Origin of the sequence: Streptococcus mitis (assembly GCF_047464035.1) — a bacterium.
GTDB lineage: Bacteria > Bacillota > Bacilli > Lactobacillales > Streptococcaceae > Streptococcus > Streptococcus mitis_DX.
Genome location: NZ_JASHCQ010000016.1, coordinates 1 through 13,944, shown reverse-complemented (window position 1 = coordinate 13,944; position 13,944 = coordinate 1). Strand labels below are relative to the sequence as shown.

Genomic DNA, 13,944 nt, shown 5'->3' with positions numbered 1-13,944 from the left:
TTATATGTGAATTATATCACAAAAGAAAGCCTTTTCCAAGGTTTTGGAGGCAAAAAGTAGAACAATCGGTTAACTGGTTGATGAGACTGTGAAAAGAGCACAAAGACCAGCTCGCAAGCTGGTCAGTATGGACTATAAGAATAAGTCTTGTAGGGTTTTGGCAACCCCATCTTGGTCATTGGTTAGGGCGATTTGCTCATCTGCATAAGGGAGCAATTCTGGATTGGCATTTTTCATTGCATAGCCTTTTCCAGCAAAAGATAGCATTTCGGTATCATTGTGTTCATCTCCAAAGGCAATCAAATCCTTTTTATCACGATTCATTACTTTGAGCAAGTAGTCCAAAGCAAAGGCCTTATTGACACCTTTTGGGGTACATTCAAGGATATTGAGAGGTCCACCCCAGGTATTAATAGAAAGTTGATGCTGGTAGAAGGCGTTCATTTCTTTTGCCAAGGCATACTTGTCACTGGCTCTGGTCTGCAAGAGAATACAGTTAGGATCCTTGGTTACCAACTCAGGCTGGAATTGATCTTCAGGCTGGAAGGCTTCTACACCAAATAGTTTAGGATTGGCAATTTCTTCATTGGGATTTGTAATGTAGAATTTTTTACGATATTCTCCAGCGATAAAATCAGCTTGAATCTCCTCAGAACGTTGAACCATATCGAGCAGATATTTTTTGTCTACAGTCAAACACTTTTCAAAGTCCCAAGCTTGGTCTGGTAAATGAGTAAGGGAGCCGTTGAAATTAATCATAGGAGTGTCTAAGCCTAATTCACGGTAGAAATCTTTTGACATGCGGTAAGGGCGACCTGTCGTAATAATAACCTGATGCCCTTTTTCAGTAACTTTTTTAATAGTTTCTTTGGTAAAGTCAGAAATCTGACTGTCTGAGTTGAGCAGGGTTCCATCCAGGTCAACTGCAATAATTTTTTTCGTCATATAAACCTTTCTAGTGTCTTTCCAGATAAGATGTCTACTATTATAACAAAAAGCAGGCAGAAAAGCAGATTCGAAACCAAAAAAGAAATTTCATCAAATTCTTAAATAAATCAAACAAAGATATTGAAAAAGTGAATGATAAGTGATATAATTCTATTATTGTTCGTAAAAATTAAAAGGAGATTGATAATGGACAAATTATTTAAACTAAAAGAGAACGGTACAGACGTTCGTACAGAGGTTCTCGCTGGTTTAACAACTTTCTTTGCAATGAGCTATATTCTCTTTGTAAACCCACAAATTCTTTCGCAAACAGGAATGCCTGCTCAGGGTGTATTCCTCGCAACGATTATCGGTGCAGTTGCTGGTACCCTGATGATGGCCTTCTACGCCAACTTGCCATATGCTCAAGCGCCAGGTATGGGACTCAATGCCTTCTTTACCTTTACAGTTGTATTTGGACTCGGTTATTCTTGGCAAGAAGCCCTAGCTATGGTCTTCATCTGTGGAATTATCTCATTGATTATTACCTTGACAAATGTTCGTAAAATGATCATTGAATCGATTCCGAATGCTCTTCGTTCAGCTATTTCAGCTGGTATCGGTGTCTTTCTTGCTTACGTGGGGATTAAGAATGCTGGACTTTTGAAATTCTCTATCGATCCAGGAAATTACACGGTTGCAGGAGAAGGGGCTGATAAAGCTCAAGCAGCAATTACAGCAAATGCTTCAGCAGTTCCAGGATTGGTCAGCTTTAATAATCCAGCTGTTTTGGTGGCACTTGCAGGACTGGCCATTACTATCTTCTTTGTTATTAAAGGGATTAAAGGAGGAATTATCCTCTCTATCTTGACAACAACTGTTCTTGCTATCGCAGTTGGTTTGGTAGATTTGTCAAGCATCGATTTTGCTAATAACCATGTTGGTGCAGCCTTTGAAGACTTGAAGACAGTCTTTGGTGCAGCTCTTGGTTCAGAAGGTTTGGGAGCTTTGATTTCAGATACAGCTCGCTTGCCTGAAACTTTGATGGCCATTCTTGCATTTTCATTAACAGATATTTTTGACACGATTGGTACCTTGATTGGTACAGGTGAAAAAGTTGGTATCGTAGCGACAAATGGTGAAAACCACCAATCAGCTAAGTTGGACAAGGCTCTTTACTCTGACTTAATTGGTACTTCAATTGGTGCCATCGCAGGTACTTCAAACGTAACGACTTATGTTGAGTCTGCTGCTGGTATCGGGGCAGGTGGACGTACTGGTTTGACAGCCTTGGTTGTAGCTATCTGTTTTGCTATCTCAAGCTTCTTTAGCCCACTTCTAGCGATTGTACCAACAGCCGCTACAGCTCCAATCTTGATTATCGTTGGGATTATGATGTTGGCTAGCTTGAAAAATATCCATTGGGATGATATGTCTGAAGCAGTTCCTGCCTTCTTCACATCTATCTTTATGGGATTCAGCTACTCTATCACTCAAGGAATTGCAGTTGGTTTCTTGACTTACACTTTGACTAAGCTTGTCAAAGGTCAAGCTAAAGATGTTCATGTCATGATTTGGATTTTGGATGCCTTGTTTATCCTTAACTACATCAGTATGGCCTTATAATAGGATAACCCAGGGGGATTTTCCCCCTTTTTTAATATAAAGGAGATGGGTGATGAAAGAGAAAAATATGTGGAAAGAATTATTGAATCGTGCAGGTTGGCTGTTAATCTTTTTGCTGGCGACAATTTTATATCAGATTCCTATAGGGGTTACTGCTATTTTAACTTTAAATGCAGTACCACTGTTGCAGTCAGGACTGATAGTTGCTGGTATTTCGATTGTAGTTTTGGCACTATTTATTTTTGGAGCTCGTAAAACGCAGTTAGCAAGTTTTAATTTTTCTTTTTTTAGAGCGAAGGATTTGGCACGTTTGGGATTAAGTTATTTAGTCATTATCTGTTCAAATATACTTGGTTCCATTTTATTGCAACTATCAAATGAGACGACAACAGGGAATCAGTCTCAGATTAACGACATGGTTCAGAATAGTTCTCTGATTTCCAGTTTCTTCTTGTTGGCCTTGCTTGCTCCGATTTGTGAGGAAATCTTGTGCCGTGGGATTATTCCTAAAAAGATTTTCCGAGGAAAAGAGAACTTGGGATTTGTAGTCGGTACGATTGTGTTTGCTTTATTGCATCAACCAAGTAATTTACCTTCTTTATTGATTTATGGAGGTATGTCGATTGTTCTATCTTGGACGGCTTACAAGACCCAACGTTTGGAAATGTCTATCTTACTTCACATGATTGTGAATGGGGTTGCTTTCTGTTTGTTGGCTCTCGTGGTGATTTTGAGTCGGACATTAGGGATATCTGTTTAAGATTTTTGACAATTGCTTACTTGTTTCTACTGGGAAAAAGATGAATGCAATCGTGTCCATCTTTTTCTTTTTATGGTAAAATAGAGAAATAATATGATGAAAAGCCTTGAGGGAGTGAACGATATGTCAAGTAAAGCCAATCATGCAAAGACAGCTATTTGCGGAATTATCAATGTAACCCCAGACTCCTTTTCGGACGGTGGTCAATTTTTTGCTCTTGAGCAAGCACTCCAGCAGGCTCGTAAATTGATAGCAGAAGGGGCTAGTATGCTAGATATCGGCGGAGAATCGACTCGGCCGGGAAGCAGCTATGTTGAGATAGAAGAGGAAATCCAGCGTGTTGTTCCAGTGATTAAAGCGATTCGCAAGGAAAGTGATGTCCTCATCTCTATTGATACTTGGAAGAGTCAGGTAGCAGAGGCTGCTTTGGCTGCTGGTGCCAATCTAGTCAATGATATCACTGGTTTCATGGGTGATGAGAAAATGGCCCATGTGGTTGCTAAGGCTGGTGCGAAAGTAGTCATTATGTTTAATCCAGTCATGGCGCGACCTCAGCATCCTAGCTCGCTCATATTTCCTCATTTTGGATTTAATCAAGCTTTTACAGAGGAAGAGTTAGCTGACTTCGAAAAATTGCCAATCGAAGACTTGATGGAGGCTTTCTTTGACAGAGCCTTAGCGAGAGCAGAGGAAGCTGGGATTGCTCAAGAAAACATCCTGCTGGATCCAGGAATTGGCTTTGGTCTTACCAAGAAAGAAAATCTACTTCTTTTACGGGATCTGGATAAACTACATCAGAAAGGCTATCCAATCTTTCTCGGAGTGTCGCGCAAGCGGTTTGTCATCAATATTCTTGAAGAAAATGGTTTTGAAGTCAATCCTGAGACAGAACTTGGTTTCCGCAATCGAGATACAGCTTCGGCTCATGTAACTAGTATTGCTTCAAGACAGGGTGTAGAAGTGGTGCGCGTGCATGACGTAGCTAGTCACAAGATGGCAGTTGAAATTGCCTCCGCTATTCGTCTGGCTGATGAAGCGGAAAATCTAGATTTAAAACAATACAAATAAGATGAAAGAAATTGAAAATAATCAGTGGATTGCCAACTACCGGACCGACGAACCGCATTTTGGCTTGGAACGCATGGTGGAACTATTAGCTTTGCGTGGAAATCCCCATCTCAAACTCAAGGTCATCCATATCGGAGGGACCAATGGCAAGGGTTCTACCATTGCTTTTTTGAAAAATATGCTGGAAAAGCTAGGGCTGAGAGTTGGCGTGTTTAGCTCACCCTATCTCATTCACTACACAGACCAGATTAGCATCAATGGGGAATCTATCCCAGAGGCTAGACTAGAAGCCCTCATGGCAGACTATCAGTCTTTGTTGGAAGGGGAATCGGCTACCAATTTGCAGGGGACAACTGAGTTTGAAATAATTACAGCTATAGCCTATGATTACTTTGCCTCAGAGCAAGTAGATGTGGCTATCATGGAAGTCGGCATGGGTGGGCTTTTAGATAGTACCAATGTCTGCCAGCCAATTTTAACAGGAATTACGACCATTGGATTGGACCATGTAGCCCTACTTGGTGACACCTTGGAAGCCATAGCAGAGCAGAAAGCTGGTATTATCAAACAAGGTATTCCCTTGGTGACAGGTCGTATTGCTCCAGAAGCTTTGGCTGTGATTGACCGCATTGCGGAAGGGAAAGATGCGCCGAGATTTGCCTACGGGACAGATTATCAGGTCCGCCATCAAAAGAGTATGGTTACAGGCGAAGTCTTTGACTATACAAGTGTTGTCAGACAAGGTCGCTTCCAAACTGGCCTGTTGGGTTTGCACCAGATAGAGAATGCTGGGATGGCCATAGCTTTACTTGATAATTTTTGTCAAGAAGATGGTCGAGAACTAGCAAGCAATCACGTGCTTGCTCAAGCCTTGGAAGAAACAAGTTGGCCAGGGCGTTTGGAAATCGTGTCAAGAGAACCCTTGATGATTTTGGATGGGGCCCACAATCCCCATGCTATCAAGGCTTTATTAGCAACTTTGCAAGAACGCTTTGCGGATTATCGTAAGGAAATCCTCTTTACTTGTATCAAAACCAAGGCCTTGGAGGATATGTTGGATTTGTTGGAGCAAATCCCAGATACCGAGCTTACTCTGACACATTTTGACTATAGTCGGGCGACTGATGAAAGCGTGCTGGAAGAGGTAGCTAAGTCTAGAAATCTCAGCTTCCAAAGTTGGCAGGATTTTCTAGAGCAGAAATTGACAGATAAAAAAGAAGAGAAAAAAACAGTTAGGATTGTCACAGGTTCCTTGTATTTCTTGAGCCAAGTGAGAGCCTATCTGATGGAGAGGAAAAACGAAAATGGATACACAAAAGATTGAAGCAGCTGTAAAAATGATTATCGAGGCTGTCGGAGAGGACACTAACCGCGAGGGCTTGCAGGAAACACCTGCTCGTGTGGCTCGTATGTACCAAGAGATTTTTTCAGGTCTTGGTCAAACAGCGGAGGAACATTTGTCAAAATCCTTTGAGATTATTGATGATAATATGGTGGTAGAAAAGGACATCTTTTTCCATACTATGTGTGAACACCACTTTCTACCATTTTATGGGAGAGCACATATTGCCTACATTCCAGATGGTCGTGTGGCAGGTTTGTCTAAGCTGGCCCGTACGGTTGAAGTGTATTCGAAAAAGCCACAAATTCAAGAGCGTTTGAATATCGAAGTGGCCGATGCCTTGATGGAGTATCTGGGTGCTAAAGGAGCCTTTGTTGTCATTGAAGCAGAACATATGTGTATGAGCATGCGTGGTGTCAGAAAACCAGGCACTGCAACCTTGACGACAGTAGCTCGTGGTCTATTTGAAACAGATAAGGACCTCCGAGATCAGGCTTATCGTTTAATGGGACTATAAAAGAATCCGCTTCAAGCGGATTTTTCTAGAAAGGAATCATTATGGATCAACTGCAGATTAAAGATTTGGAAATTTTTGCCTATCATGGTCTTTTTCCTAGTGAAAAGGAATTGGGGCAGAAGTTTGTCGTTTCAGCCATCTTATCCTATGATATGACCAAGGCGGCTACAGACTTGGATTTAACAACCTCTGTCCATTATGGAGAATTGTGTCAGCAGTGGACGACTTGGTTTCAGGAAACGAGTGAGGATTTGATTGAAACGGTGGCCTATAAACTGGTAGAACGTACCTTTGAGGCCTATCCTCTTGTCCAAGAAATGAAGCTGGAACTCAAAAAGCCCTGGGCACCAGTGCATTTGCCGCTAGATACTTGCTCAGTGACCATTCATCGCCGTAAGCAGCGAGCCTTTATCGCCCTAGGAAGCAACATGGGAGATAAGCAAGCTAACTTGAAACAAGCCATTGAGGAAATGCGATCTCGTGGCATCCATATTCTCAAAGAGTCTAGTGTCTTGACGACGGAGCCTTGGGGTGGTGTGGAGCAGGATAGCTTTGCTAATCAAGTGGTTGAGGTTGAAACCTGGTTACCTGCCCCAGTTCTATTAGAGACTTTGTTAGCCATTGAGTCAGAGATGGGACGGGTGAGAGAAGTGCATTGGGGACCTCGTTTGATTGATTTGGACTTGCTCTTTGTGGAGGACCAGGTCATTTATACAGACGACCTTATCTTGCCTCATCCTTACATAGCAGAACGTCTTTTTGTCCTTGAATCATTACAAGAACTTGCGCCTCATTTTATCCATCCTACCTTAAAGCAGCCTATCCGCAACTTGTATAATGCTTTGAAAAAATAGAAAAACTCTAGTTTTCAGTCACTTGTAACTGAAGGCTAGAGTTTTTATACTCTTCGAAAATCTCTTCAAACCACGTCAGCTTCCATCTGCAACCTCAAAACAGTGTTTTGAGCAGCTTGTGGCTAGCTTCCTAGTTTGCTCTTTGATTTTCCTTGAGTATTAAAATAGGTCATTTTCTTCTGGGAGGAGGATAGTTTCTCTACCGTCCATGTCTAAAACCAGTACTCTGGGCGGATAAAGAGGGTCGAAAGGGTGGTTAAAGTCAAAATCAATAGCTGTAGGGAGATGTTGACTTGAAAAGTGGAAGGTGATTTTTCCATGGTTATTGAGCAATTGAAACTCGAGTTCTTCTTCCAATTCAAAGACATTTTTTAAGAAGTGGTCAATAATATACCAAAAAGAGTCAATGACATCATCAGGCAAGCTGGTAACAATTCCAAAACTAGCAGACCGCATGTGGGTATTGGTAAAAGCCATATTTCTGCCCCCTTTCTTTTCCATTATCATACAGCAAATAGGATTAAAAATCAAGAAAAGGTGTTTTTTTCTTTATAAACATAGTTTTCTATGAAATTTTTTTCAAATAATCTTCAAAAAATACTTGAAAGTGTTTACAAATAGTGATAAAATGGAATAAGTAGAATCATGAAAACGAAATTTTCATACCGTCTCTTTTTTTGGAGTCTCGTGGGGTATGATATAGAAAGGAAATAGAATGAATACAGACGATACAGTAACGATTTATGATGTCGCCCGTGAAGCAGGAGTTTCAATGGCGACGGTTAGCCGTGTAGTCAATGGCAATAAGAATGTAAAAGAGAACACCCGTAAAAAAGTGCTTGAGGTGATTGATCGTTTGGATTACCGTCCAAATGCCGTGGCGCGTGGTCTTGCAAGTAAAAAGACAACCACTGTCGGTGTCGTGATCCCAAATATTACCAATGGCTATTTCTCAACGCTTGCTAAAGGGATTGATGATATCGCTGAAATGTACAAGTACAATATCGTCCTTGCTAATAGTGATGAGGACGATGACAAGGAAGTTTCAGTTGTCAATACACTATTTTCTAAGCAAGTGGATGGTATCATCTTTATGGGGTACCACTTGACTGAAAAAATTCGTTCAGAGTTTTCTCGCTCTCGGACACCAGTTGTTCTTGCAGGAACTGTGGATGTAGAACATCAGCTTCCAAGTGTCAATATTGACTACAAACAAGCAACGATTGATGCAGTGACCTACCTTGCTAAAGAAAATGAGCGCATTGCTTTTGTTAGCGGTCCACTAGTGGATGACATCAATGGTAAGGTTCGTTTGGTTGGCTACAAAGAAGCCTTGAAAAAAGCAGGAATTTCTTATAGCGAAGGATTGGTATTTGAATCCAAATACACTTATGAAGACGGTTATGCCTTGGCGGAGCGTTTAATTTCATCAAACGCAACTGCAGCAGTTGTAACAGGTGACGAATTGGCAGCAGGTGTCTTGAATGGTTTGGCTGATCACGGTGTGTCTGTGCCAGAAGAGTTTGAAATCATTACTAGTGATGATTCACAAATCTCACGCTTTACCCGTCCAAACTTGACAACTATTGCCCAACCTCTTTATGACCTTGGTGCCATTAGTATGCGTATGTTGACTAAGATTATGCACAAGGAAGAGTTGGAAGAACGTGAAGTTCTCTTACCTCATGGTTTGACAGAACGTCGTTCGACACGAAAACGGAAATAGAAAAAATCAGGGAATCGTGAAGATTTCCTGATTTGTTTTTAGAGAAGAGACTTACCCTTCCATATAGTCTTTCAAAGCCTGTCCTGTTAGTCCGGCATTGAGGGCAATGAGGAGTTTCAAACGGGCTTTTTGGGCGTTGAGTTCTTTAACAAAGAAGACACCAGATTTTTGCAACTGCACGCCCCCACCTTGGTAGGCATAAACAGGTTCTGCAATACCGTTAAAGCATCGTGAAACAAGGGCGACTGGGATTCCTTTTTGTAGAAGGGTTTCTAATTTTTGAGCCGTTTCTTTGGGAACATTGCCCGCCCCGAAGGCTTGGATAATCAAGCCGTCTAATTGTTCCAAATCCAGCATATCAATTAGCTCATCTGTCATACCAGCATAAGCCGAGATGATAGGGACCAATCCTTGTATGTGATCAAGGTCAAAGCGAACACGAGGTTCAGCTGTTTTGAAGTAGAGGATTTCCCGCTTCGTAATCAGACCAAGTGGCCCATGTGTTGGGGTCTGGAAGGTGCCGACGTTGGTCGTATGCGTTTTGGTAACATACTTGGCAGCATGGATTTCATCGTTCATAACAACCAAAACCCCTTTGTCCGCAGCCCTGTCATCGCTAGCCACCCGTAAAGCACTCAGATAGTTATAAACACCGTCGCTGCCGAGTTCGTTAGAGCTACGCATTGCCCCTGTTAGAACGATAGGCATATGGGGAACTTCCATGGTATCAAGGAAATAGGCTGTTTCCTCTAAAGTATCGGTCCCGTGTGTGATTACCACTCCATCGTAGTTAGCAGCTTCCTCTTTGATTTTTTGGTAGAGAGCCAGCATATGCTTGGGCTTGATATGGGGGCTTGGCAGGTTAAAAAAGTCTAAGGCGTGGACTTGGATTCCTTCAAGTGGGTTGGACACATGGTTCATGGGATTATCTGAACTTGTCACAACAGCGCCAGAAGCATCGGCCTGCATAGAAATAGTCCCACCCGTATGTAAAACAAGGATTTTCTTAGGCATGATTTACTCACTCTTTCTGAAATGTGGTATAATCATTGTATCACAAAAGGGGAGATTGGGATAGGATGGAAGTCAAAGCTGTTTTTTTTGATATCGATGGAACCTTGGTCAACGATCGCAAGAGTGTTTTGAAATCCACTAAGGACGCGATTAAAATTGTCAAAGAACAAGGGGTGCTAGTTGGTGTAGCGACAGGGCGAGGACCTTTTTTTGTTAAGGAATTGATGGACGATTTGGATTTGGATTTTGCGGTAACCTACAATGGCCAGTATATCTTTAATAAAGAAAGAGTCTTGTTCACGAGCCCAATTTCCAAGTTACATTTGCGCCAGTTAATCAGTTATGCTAAAAAAGAGGGCAAGGAGATTGCTCTAGGGACCAAGGATGCCATGTTGGGTTCCAAAATCATGTCTTTTGGTCTGGGTTCTTTTTCCCAACGAATCAGTCGCTTCGTTCCCTCAGTTTTAACTCGGACAGTGAGTCATTCCTTTAATCGTATGGTCAGCAAGGTTGTTCCCCAAAAGGAAGAAGACCTGCTTGATCTGATGAATCAGCCTATCTACCAAGTTTTGATGCTGATGACGCCAGAAGAATCTGAGAAGGCAGCAGCTGATTTTGAAGACTTGAAATTGACACGTAGCAATCCTTTTGCAGCGGATGTTATCAATCAAGGAAACTCTAAGTTGGAAGGCATACGCCGAGTCGGGAAAGAATATGGTTTTGATCTCAACCAAGTCATGGCCTTTGGTGATTCAGATAACGACCTTGAAATGCTTGCAGGTGTTGGTATGTCGGTCGCTATGGGAAATGGTAGTAGCAGTGTCAAGGAAGTTGCTAAGCACATTACCACTAGTAATCAGCAAGACGGAATCCACAAGGCCCTGGAACATTTTGGTGTTCTAGCTTCAGAAAAAGTCTTTGTCAGCCGTGACTATCATTTCAATAAGGTCAAGACCTTCCACCACATGATGGATGAACGAACCCAAGAAGAACCACGAGCTTGGGATTTAGAAGGTGCAACCCACAGGGCTGGCTTTAAAATAGAAGAATTGGTGGAATTTGTTAGAGCTGCCAGTCCTTCTGAAGAGGACTTTGGTCGAGCTCTATCGCAACTTCATCAAGCTCTTGATAAGGCGGCCGATAAAGTGGCTAAGAAGACGCCTGCTCAGCAAGATTTGATAGGTCAGGTAGATGCCCTGATCGACACGCTTTACTTTACCTACGGTAGTTTTGTCTTGATGGGGGTGGATCCAGAACGTATTTTTGATATTGTTCATCAGGCCAATATGGGGAAAATTTTTCCAGATGGCAAGGCTCATTTTGATCCAGTGACCCATAAAATCTTAAAACCAGATGATTGGGAAGAAAAATATGCTCCAGAACCTGCTATTAAAAAGGAACTGCAGCGCCAGCTCAAGGCTTATGAACGCCATAAAGAGAGAAATAATACTCAATGAAAATCAAAGAGCAAACTAGGAAACTAGCCGCAGGCTGCTCAAAGCATTGCTTTGAGGTTGTAGATAGAACTGACGAAGTCAGCTCAAAACACTGTTTTGAGGTTGTAGATAGAACTGACGAAGTCAGTAACATATATATACGGCAAGGCGACGTTGACGTGGTTTGAATTTGATTTTCGAAGAGTATAAATAGTAAACAAAAAGGAGCGCTGAGCTCCTTTTCTTCGTGACTATAGGGTTTTTTCTTGTTCTCTCACAACCAGCAAATCAACCTTAGCATGGAGGAGGATGTATTCAGATGAAGAGCCGACCAAGAGGCGTTCAAAGGCGTTGAGACCAGTTGCGCCAACAAGGATGAGGTCCACTTCCTCAGCATCGGGAATAGTACGTGCCAAGAGGGTTTTTGGATTTCCCATTTCAATGACGATATGAACATCTGCCACACCAGCATCTCTTGCACGTTTTTCGTACTCTTTCATCAGACTTTCAGCGTCGACTTGGAGTTCTTCGTAAACTTCAGCATCAAAGGTGGATACGCTTTGGAGAGCGCGTGTGTCAATGACATGTGCGATGGTGAGTTTAGCGTCGTTTCGTAGAGCAGAATGAACTCCCTTGACAAAAGCCAAGTCCGCTTCTTTAGAACCATCGATTGCGACCATGATATTTTGGTAACGTTGTGCCATAATGAAACCTCCTGAAATTTTCTTACTATAATTGTAAACCTTTTCACTATAGAAGTAAAGCAAAAAAGGTATTTTTTAAAAGAATATTAGCGCTTAAAATCTATATAAATATATGATAAAATAAAAGAAAGGATAGCAGGAAAGAAGTGAAGGGGGGAGAATGATGAAAAACGCTTTTCAAAAATCAAATTTCCTTTATTATGGAATCATCCTAGTTTCAGTCTTGCTAGAAGTTATCATGGTCTGGCAATTAGAGAGTCTGGTACCGCTTCTTTATCCAGGGTTTATAGGTTTTTTAGTCTTTCATGTACTCTACCATCTAATTTTATTCCTAGTTGCAAAACGAAGTGGGCGTTGGGATTACTTGATGATATGGGGACTTTTCCTCATGTTCAATCTTCTTTATGACTCCTTTTTAGGCTTGCTTTTTCTAGGTTTATCTTTTGGTATGTAATGTGACTTTCGCAAAATACCTGCTATCTCCCCTGTCTTGACCTCGCTTTTAGTGAGGCTTTTCTTCTATACGAAACTAGTAACACATTTCAGTAAACTTGTCGCATTTTCTTTCTAGTGGTATAATGTTACTATCCTGATGAATTGAGGAAACAAGATGAAAGAATATAACAAGTCTAGTAAGTTAGAGCATGTTGCTTATGATATCCGTGGTCCTGTTTTGGAAGAAGCCATGCGAATGCGAGCAAACGGAGAAAAGATTTTACGTCTGAATACAGGAAATCCAGCAGAATTTGGCTTTACAGCGCCAGACGAGGTCATTCATGACTTGATTATGAATGCGCGTGATAGTGAAGGTTATTCTGACTCCAAAGGGATTTTCTCAGCCCGTAAGGCTATCATGCAGTATTGCCAATTGAAGAAATTTCCTAACGTAGATATTGATGATATTTACCTTGGAAATGGTGTCAGTGAGCTGATTGTCATGTCCATGCAGGGACTTTTGGACAATGGGGATGAGGTCTTGGTGCCTATGCCAGACTATCCTCTATGGACAGCTGCTGTCAGCCTAGCTGGAGGAAATGCCGTTCACTATATCTGTGATGAAGCTGCAGAATGGTACCCAGATATTGACGATATCAAGTCAAAAATCACTTCCAATACCAAGGCAATCGTCCTTATCAATCCAAATAACCCAACTGGAGCCCTTTATCCGAAGGAACTCTTGCTGGAGATTATTGAGATTGCCCGTCAAAACGATTTGATTATCTTTGCGGATGAAATCTATGACCGCATGGTTATGGATGGACATGTGCATACGCCTGTGGCTAGTTTGGCACCAGATGTTTTCTGTGTCAGCATGAATGGTCTATCAAAATCCCACCGTATTGCTGGTTTCCGTGTGGGTTGGATGGTCTTGTCTGGACCTAAGACTCATGTCAAGGGATATATCGAAGGGCTCAATATGCTATCCAATATGCGCCTTTGCTCTAACGTTTTGGCCCAACAAGTCGTACAAACTTCCTTGGGTGGTCACCAATCAGTTGATGAATTGCTCCTTCCTGGTGGACGAATTTACGAGCAAAGAAACTTCATCTACAATGCCATTCAAGATATTCCAGGTTTATCTGCTGTTAAACCCAAGGCTGGACTCTATATCTTCCCTAAAATCGACCGCAATATGTACCGCATCGATGATGATGAGCAGTTTGTCCTTGATTTCTTGAAGCAGGAAAAGGTTCTCTTGGTTCATGGTCGAGGCTTTAACTGGCAGGAACCAGACCACTTCCGTATCGTTTACCTTCCTCGTGTTGATGAACTGGCCCAAATCCAAGAAAAGATGACTCGATTCTTAAAACAGTATCGTAGATAGGGCTTACATTCGAAAAAGGGTAAATTCGCAAACTAAGTTCCACCGCTAGTAGAAGTGGAAGTTAGTCTGATAAAAATCCTAAAAACCAGTGGAAATCCGTGTCAGGGTAAGTTCCACTGGTTTTACTAATGCTTGATTTCATCGC

General features: G+C 41.8%; 14 protein-coding genes. 10 read left to right on the top strand and 4 right to left on the bottom strand.

Annotated elements, in window-relative coordinates:
* Positions 1-132 precede the first annotated feature (132 nt).
* Positions 133-945 (bottom strand): Cof-type HAD-IIB family hydrolase, encoded by an 813-nt coding sequence (locus QM818_RS06120; RefSeq protein WP_261050910.1) that lies wholly within the window; start codon positions 943-945, stop codon positions 133-135.
* Between the two features lie 189 nt (positions 946-1,134).
* Between QM818_RS06120 and QM818_RS06115 the strand changes: the two genes are divergently transcribed.
* The 6 genes from QM818_RS06115 (at position 1,135) to folB (ending at position 7,094) form a co-directional block, all read left to right on the top strand.
* Positions 1,135-2,553: an NCS2 family permease gene (locus QM818_RS06115; RefSeq protein ID WP_000359256.1), complete on the top strand. Its 1,419-nt coding sequence runs from the start codon at positions 1,135-1,137 to the stop codon at positions 2,551-2,553.
* A 52-nt stretch (positions 2,554-2,605) separates the two neighbouring features.
* The gene (locus QM818_RS06110; RefSeq protein WP_414300039.1) at positions 2,606-3,313 is read left to right on the top strand and encodes a CPBP family intramembrane glutamic endopeptidase; all 708 of its coding nucleotides are present in this window, start codon (positions 2,606-2,608) and stop codon (positions 3,311-3,313) included.
* Between the two features lie 93 nt (positions 3,314-3,406).
* Positions 3,407-4,381 (top strand): dihydropteroate synthase, encoded by a 975-nt coding sequence (gene folP, locus QM818_RS06105; RefSeq protein WP_049502247.1) that lies wholly within the window; start codon positions 3,407-3,409, stop codon positions 4,379-4,381.
* Between the two features lies 1 nt (position 4,382).
* Positions 4,383-5,705, top strand: a complete 1,323-nt coding sequence (locus tag QM818_RS06100) for a bifunctional folylpolyglutamate synthase/dihydrofolate synthase (protein ID WP_414300038.1) — start codon at positions 4,383-4,385, stop codon at positions 5,703-5,705.
* Positions 5,686-6,240, top strand: coding sequence for a GTP cyclohydrolase I FolE (gene folE / locus QM818_RS06095; RefSeq protein WP_000380920.1), 555 nt, complete (start codon positions 5,686-5,688; stop codon positions 6,238-6,240). Before QM818_RS06100 ends, folE begins: the two co-directional genes overlap by 20 nt.
* Positions 6,241-6,281: 41 nt before the next feature.
* The gene (gene folB / locus QM818_RS06090; protein ID WP_261080861.1) at positions 6,282-7,094 is read left to right on the top strand and encodes a dihydroneopterin aldolase; all 813 of its coding nucleotides are present in this window, start codon (positions 6,282-6,284) and stop codon (positions 7,092-7,094) included.
* A gap of 159 nt (positions 7,095-7,253) precedes the next feature.
* Here folB and QM818_RS06085 read toward each other — a convergent pair whose 3' ends face one another.
* Complete coding sequence (locus QM818_RS06085; protein WP_033681210.1) at positions 7,254-7,571, bottom strand: DUF960 domain-containing protein; 318 nt, start codon at positions 7,569-7,571, stop codon at positions 7,254-7,256.
* Between the two features lie 238 nt (positions 7,572-7,809).
* Here QM818_RS06085 and ccpA point away from each other — a divergent pair, with 238 nt between their 5' ends.
* On the top strand, positions 7,810-8,820 hold the full coding sequence (ccpA, locus tag QM818_RS06080; protein WP_020900851.1) for a catabolite control protein A: 1,011 nt from the start codon (positions 7,810-7,812) through the stop codon (positions 8,818-8,820).
* A gap of 51 nt (positions 8,821-8,871) precedes the next feature.
* On the opposite strand, the gene QM818_RS06075 is transcribed toward ccpA, so the two are convergent.
* Positions 8,872-9,834, bottom strand: coding sequence for an asparaginase (locus QM818_RS06075; RefSeq protein WP_261034980.1), 963 nt, complete (start codon positions 9,832-9,834; stop codon positions 8,872-8,874).
* Between the two features lie 65 nt (positions 9,835-9,899).
* Here QM818_RS06075 and QM818_RS06070 point away from each other — a divergent pair, with 65 nt between their 5' ends.
* A complete protein-coding gene (locus QM818_RS06070; RefSeq protein WP_414300037.1) occupies positions 9,900-11,291 on the top strand; it encodes a Cof-type HAD-IIB family hydrolase in 1,392 nt (463 codons plus the stop codon).
* 230 nt (positions 11,292-11,521) lie between these two features.
* Here QM818_RS06070 and QM818_RS06065 read toward each other — a convergent pair whose 3' ends face one another.
* Positions 11,522-11,974: a universal stress protein gene (locus tag QM818_RS06065; protein ID WP_414300036.1), complete on the bottom strand. Its 453-nt coding sequence runs from the start codon at positions 11,972-11,974 to the stop codon at positions 11,522-11,524.
* A gap of 160 nt (positions 11,975-12,134) precedes the next feature.
* Here QM818_RS06065 and QM818_RS06060 point away from each other — a divergent pair, with 160 nt between their 5' ends.
* A complete protein-coding gene (locus tag QM818_RS06060) occupies positions 12,135-12,428 on the top strand; it encodes a hypothetical protein (protein WP_023947049.1) in 294 nt (97 codons plus the stop codon).
* 156 nt (positions 12,429-12,584) lie between these two features.
* Complete coding sequence (locus tag QM818_RS06055; RefSeq protein ID WP_000666455.1) at positions 12,585-13,799, top strand: pyridoxal phosphate-dependent aminotransferase; 1,215 nt, start codon at positions 12,585-12,587, stop codon at positions 13,797-13,799.
* The last annotated feature ends 145 nt before the right edge of the window (positions 13,800-13,944 follow it).

Coding starts and splice junctions, on each gene's coding strand:
- QM818_RS06120 (WP_261050910.1), bottom strand. CDS start 945: ATGACGAAAAAAATTATTGCAGTTGACCTGGATGGAACCCTGCTCAAC.
- QM818_RS06115 (WP_000359256.1), top strand. CDS start 1,135: ATGGACAAATTATTTAAACTAAAAGAGAACGGTACAGACGTTCGTACA.
- QM818_RS06110 (WP_414300039.1), top strand. CDS start 2,606: ATGAAAGAGAAAAATATGTGGAAAGAATTATTGAATCGTGCAGGTTGG.
- folP (WP_049502247.1), top strand. CDS start 3,407: ATGATGAAAAGCCTTGAGGGAGTGAACGATATGTCAAGTAAAGCCAAT.
- QM818_RS06100 (WP_414300038.1), top strand. CDS start 4,383: ATGAAAGAAATTGAAAATAATCAGTGGATTGCCAACTACCGGACCGAC.
- folE (WP_000380920.1), top strand. CDS start 5,686: ATGGATACACAAAAGATTGAAGCAGCTGTAAAAATGATTATCGAGGCT.
- folB (WP_261080861.1), top strand. CDS start 6,282: ATGGATCAACTGCAGATTAAAGATTTGGAAATTTTTGCCTATCATGGT.
- QM818_RS06085 (WP_033681210.1), bottom strand. CDS start 7,571: ATGGCTTTTACCAATACCCACATGCGGTCTGCTAGTTTTGGAATTGTT.
- ccpA (WP_020900851.1), top strand. CDS start 7,810: ATGAATACAGACGATACAGTAACGATTTATGATGTCGCCCGTGAAGCA.
- QM818_RS06075 (WP_261034980.1), bottom strand. CDS start 9,834: ATGCCTAAGAAAATCCTTGTTTTACATACGGGTGGGACTATTTCTATG.
- QM818_RS06070 (WP_414300037.1), top strand. CDS start 9,900: ATGGAAGTCAAAGCTGTTTTTTTTGATATCGATGGAACCTTGGTCAAC.
- QM818_RS06065 (WP_414300036.1), bottom strand. CDS start 11,974: ATGGCACAACGTTACCAAAATATCATGGTCGCAATCGATGGTTCTAAA.
- QM818_RS06060 (WP_023947049.1), top strand. CDS start 12,135: ATGATGAAAAACGCTTTTCAAAAATCAAATTTCCTTTATTATGGAATC.
- QM818_RS06055 (WP_000666455.1), top strand. CDS start 12,585: ATGAAAGAATATAACAAGTCTAGTAAGTTAGAGCATGTTGCTTATGAT.